Annotated in this window: 5 protein-coding genes; 3 read left to right on the top strand and 2 right to left on the bottom strand. The window is 61.1% G+C overall.

Going from position 1 to position 4,224, the window contains the following annotated elements:
• The first annotated feature begins 296 nt into the window (after nt 1-296).
• Complete coding sequence (locus ACFSGJ_RS17210) at nt 297-758, top strand: nucleotidyltransferase domain-containing protein (protein WP_390264691.1); 462 nt, start codon at nt 297-299, stop codon at nt 756-758.
• Nucleotides 665-1,075 (top strand): DUF4111 domain-containing protein, encoded by a 411-nt coding sequence (locus ACFSGJ_RS17205; RefSeq protein ID WP_390264689.1) that lies wholly within the window; start codon nt 665-667, stop codon nt 1,073-1,075. The genes ACFSGJ_RS17210 and ACFSGJ_RS17205 overlap by 94 nt, the downstream gene beginning before the upstream one ends.
• 191 nt (nt 1,076-1,266) lie before the next feature.
• Here the strand turns inward: ACFSGJ_RS17205 and ACFSGJ_RS17200 are convergent, their stop codons facing one another.
• Nucleotides 1,267-2,181 (bottom strand): DMT family transporter, encoded by a 915-nt coding sequence (locus ACFSGJ_RS17200; RefSeq protein WP_390264686.1) that lies wholly within the window; start codon nt 2,179-2,181, stop codon nt 1,267-1,269.
• Nucleotides 2,112-3,287 carry an IS3 family transposase gene (locus ACFSGJ_RS17195; RefSeq protein ID WP_390264682.1) on the bottom strand — a complete coding sequence of 392 codons (1,176 nt, stop codon included), beginning with the start codon at nt 3,285-3,287 and terminating at the stop codon, nt 2,112-2,114. The genes ACFSGJ_RS17200 and ACFSGJ_RS17195 overlap by 70 nt, the downstream gene beginning before the upstream one ends.
• Nucleotides 3,288-3,689: 402 nt before the next feature.
• Between ACFSGJ_RS17195 and ACFSGJ_RS17190 the strand changes: the two genes are divergently transcribed.
• A complete protein-coding gene (locus tag ACFSGJ_RS17190; protein WP_390264679.1) occupies nt 3,690-3,962 on the top strand; it encodes a hypothetical protein in 273 nt (90 codons plus the stop codon).
• The last annotated feature ends 262 nt before the right edge of the window (nt 3,963-4,224 follow it).

Genomic DNA, 4,224 nt, shown 5'->3' with positions numbered 1-4,224 from the left:
GGCTCACCGTAGCTTCAGACTGTCGCCCAATCCGCCCACGATCGCGTGGAACGGCTGCCCATCATCGCGTGGAATCGCTGCCCATGATCAGCTGGAATGGGCGCCCATCATCCCGTGGAACACGCAATGTTCGACGTGGGCGGCCCATTGCCGGTCAGTCGGGACGTGTTGCTGCCGCAGTGCAGCTTTCGTAGACCGGTCACTATTTTTTGCCGCAGCTAGGTCGGCAGGGCAATGTCGCCGATGCGGACATACCTGCCTTCCGATAATGCTTTCATGTCGGTTAGAAGACCATCATGCAGGTGGCACCCCGTCAGACAGAACAGATCCAGTCGGCTTTGATGATCTTGCAGCGCCGTCTCGGCAATGCGCTGCTTGGCGTGTATCTGCATGGATCGGCCGTGTCCGGCGGTCTCCAGCCGCAAAGCGACATTGATCTGCTGGCAGTAGTTCAGCCCGAGTTGAGCGAGAGCCAGCGCAACGGCCTGTTGCTGGACTTGCTGCACCTTTCCGGACGCCATCCTGCCGTGCCGGGAGGCGCCCGCTGCCTTGAGGTGATGGTGTTTTGCCAAGCCGACCTCAACCGCAGTGACTATACCCGGCGCGAGCTGAGTTCGTTTATGGTGAGTGGCTTCGAGAGGCTTTCGAGGCCGGTCAAACGCCGATGCCCGGACGTGACCCCGAGTATTCTCTGGTTATCGCACAGGCCCATCAAGAGGCCATTCCGTTGTTCGGACCGCCTGGGAGCGAAACGCTGACGGACGTTTCGACAGAGCATGTCAACCAAGCAATGCGCGATTCACTTCCGGACTTGCTCGATGGATTTCACGGGGACGAGCGAAATGTCCTGCTGACACTTGCGCGGATGTGGCACACAGCCAGCACGGGGAAGTTCGTCACGAAGGATGCTGCCGCCGAATGGGCAATTCCGCAATTGTCTGGCTCGGATGCTATGACACTCGATCATGCGCGACGCGCTTATCTCGGCGAGGTCACGGATGATTGGAGCAGCCATGGCGATGCAGCCCGGGAGCTGGCGGGTCGCATGAGCGAGAACGTCATCAACTCACTGTAGCGAGGATGGGCTTCCTTCCGGATTATGTGCGGCGGGTCGCCGCAAATGTCGCGAAAGGGCTCTTCACGTCGAACTATTGCTGCTGATGACAGGACGGGTGCGGGGCAGGCTCCGGCCCGCGCAGTTCGGCCAGTTGGTGCTGACCGCAGCAAGCTCGCCCATGTGCCGTCTCGGCATCGGCAACCAGACGGTCACCGGCGCAAGGCAAGGATACCGGCCCCGACGACAAGCAGCATCCCGAACATCGAAACCATGTCCGGCACTTCGGCAAAGAAGACCAGACCCCAGAGCACGGCAAACCCGACATAAGCAAAGTCGAACGCGCCGATCATCGCCGGAGGACCGTTCTGATAGGCAATCGCCGCGCCAATGCTGCCTGTCAGGATCGCCGCTGCAAGCAAGCTCATCGACAGCCATTCGGACGGCCCCATTTCCGCCCAGGGGGCCAGCAGAAAGCCCTGCCGCGCGGTCTCCGGCAGCAAAAGAATGATCCCTGCCGCCAGCCCGCCGATGACGACAAAGCCGATGTTGAGCGCGAGCGACAGCATGATGGGATCTTGCTGGCGGCATCTGGTGCGGGTCAGGATCATCGCCCCGGCATAGAGCATGGCCGAAACCAGCGGCAGGATCGCATAGGCGTTGAAGTCCCCCGCCTCAGGCCGCAGGATCAGCAACACGCCCAGAAACCCGAGGAAGACGGCGGCCCAGCCCGCCCCTGAAATGCGGTCGCCGATGAACACCGCCGAGAAGAGCGTGATGAAGATCGGCAGCGTGTAATAGGCAGCGGCAGCCGCAGAAAGCGTCAGCTCGGGCAGGGAAAGATAATAGCAGACCCACATGCCGACCAGCATCAGGCTGCGCAGCGTGACCCATCCCAACGCATCCGGCAGGCGGATTCCGCCCTTGTCCCTGGCGACAAGCACACCAAACAGCACCGGAATGACAATCAGCGAGCGGAGAACGAAAATCTGCCAGATGACGAAGCTGCCGCTTGTCATCTTGATCAGCGCATCCCCCAGCGACAGCGCCAGCACGGTCAGGAGGATGACACTGACCGCAAGCGGGATGTTGTCGCCGCGCTGATCTTCCGGGCTGGTTTGCGGCATGTCCTGCTTCTTCCCTCTAAGCCAACGGAACATTGAGGGAACATGGTGAGCCAGTCAACCACAGCAAGGAGACCTGGCGCCGTTCTTGCAAGCACTTGCTGTGAAGCCGTCATCAGATCAGCCCACGCGCAGTACGGCCCGTAGCCGGCGTTGCCGACCAACGGCTTATTGGGCAAAATGCCTCTCATGAATACACCAACTGTCCATATCCGCGCCGCCGAGATCTCTGACGTGGACGCCCCGACGGCAATAGCGAACCTGCCGGGAGTGCTCATCGAGATCAGGATGCCGCGCTTGCGGAGCAGCGCCTGATAGTCGACGGAGCAGTATTGCGATCCGCGGCCGGAATGATGAACCAATCCCGGCGCGGGGTTGCGAGCCACCAGAGCACGGCGCAGGGCTTCGACGGCGAGCTCGCGCTTCAGGCGGTCACTTGTGGCCCAACCGATGACGCGCCGAGAGAAGAGATCCAGCACGACAGCAAGGTAGAGCCAGCCCTCAGCTGTCCAGATGTAGGAGGTATCCGTCCCCCACTTTCGGTCCGGCGCATCTGCCGTAAAGTCTTGGCACACGAGGTTCGGGGCGACAGGCCAGGCATGTTCGCTGTCCGTCGTCCGCTTGAAGCGCCGCCTTTGCCGCGCGATCAACTGGTTCGCGCGCATCAGGCGGGCGGCGCGATGCCGCCCGATCTCGTGACCCTCATCGACAAGATCTCGGTGCATGCGCGGGCTGCCATAGGTGCCGTGCGAGAGCGTGAAGGCCGTCCGGATATGCGCCAGATAAACCAAGTCCTGCTGCTGGCGGCGACAGGCTGGACGTTCCTGCCAGGCGAAGAAGCCGCTCTGGCTGACTCCAAGAACACGGCACATCCGGTTGATCGGGAAGCTGGCCTTCTCCGCCTCGATGAAGCCGAAGGTCATCGACTTCCCTCTTTCGCGAAGAAGGCCGCGACTTTTTTCAGGATGTCGCGCTCCTGCTTCAAGCACCGCGTTCTCCCGTCGCAGCCGCTTCAGCTCGGCATGTAAATCGACCGGAGCCTCACTTGGCTCGATGACATCACGCTCCTGGTTCAGCCACCGCGACAGCACGCTGATGGTCGATTGCATCACACCTGCCGAGGGAAGCATTCGTGTGGCTTCCATCTTTGAGAGCGGGTCGGTAACAAACCGGATAGAAATAGGCTCGTCGGCTGGTCGCTGCTTCCTTGCTGGGAACGCCTCTACGAACTTCCAGTCCGGCGGCAGCAACGACTGGCCGGTTGGGCAACGGGCAATTCTCGCTCTCGCCTATAGCGCCGCCGGCTCGGCAATTTCTGGGAACGGTGTTCCGACGGTTCAATCGCCCGAAGTTTTTATGCCTCCCGCTGCGTCTTTTCTCCGGCTGGGCCGCAACCAAGGAACTCCGCCAGGAGGTCACATCTTCCGCGCCCTCTACCGGCCCAAGCGGTTCACCAACGCGGAACTCGCCTAGCTTTCTAACCCTGCAAACTGGCCGTAAGAAGCAATACAATGGCTACCCCTGTTGATCTCCGCTTTCCTGACCGCGCGACGGCCATGAGCACCATCTTCCCGAACCCCGGCTGTGACCTCGCGGTCATCGGTCCGCTGGTCCGCGCTACGGGCGGGCAGGTCGAGACGGAAGACGGCCTGCAACCGGAATACGAGACGCTGCCGGGCTATCACGTCAACGCCCTCATGCTGGCCGGCATGGATCTGCCCGAGAGCTGGGCGGTATATGCGGTCGAGCCTGACCCTGCCCTCGTGCAGTGGGCGCTTGCCTAAGATCGGGTTTGACGAGCCCTTGAAGGCGGATTGAAGTCCGCCTTCATAAAATCGCTCTGCTGCAACTTTTGCTGTCACACGCTGCAAAAATTCGTGTCACGCTACATCAATGGAATCGCACGAGGTATCCGTCCGTCTGTTGACCTATTGTTGACCCGTCGTTGGGGACGCAAAAAGCCGCCCCGTGGGGCGGCTGTTAAGCGGTTGATCTAGCTAGAAAATTCTGGTTGCGGGGGTAGGATTTGAACCTACGACCTTCAGG

The organism is Halodurantibacterium flavum, from assembly GCF_042681825.1.
Taxonomy (GTDB): domain Bacteria; phylum Pseudomonadota; class Alphaproteobacteria; order Rhodobacterales; family Rhodobacteraceae; genus Halodurantibacterium; species Halodurantibacterium flavum.
The sequence above is the reverse complement of the archived record's forward strand: the minus strand, read 5'-3'. Positions and strand labels throughout refer to the sequence as shown.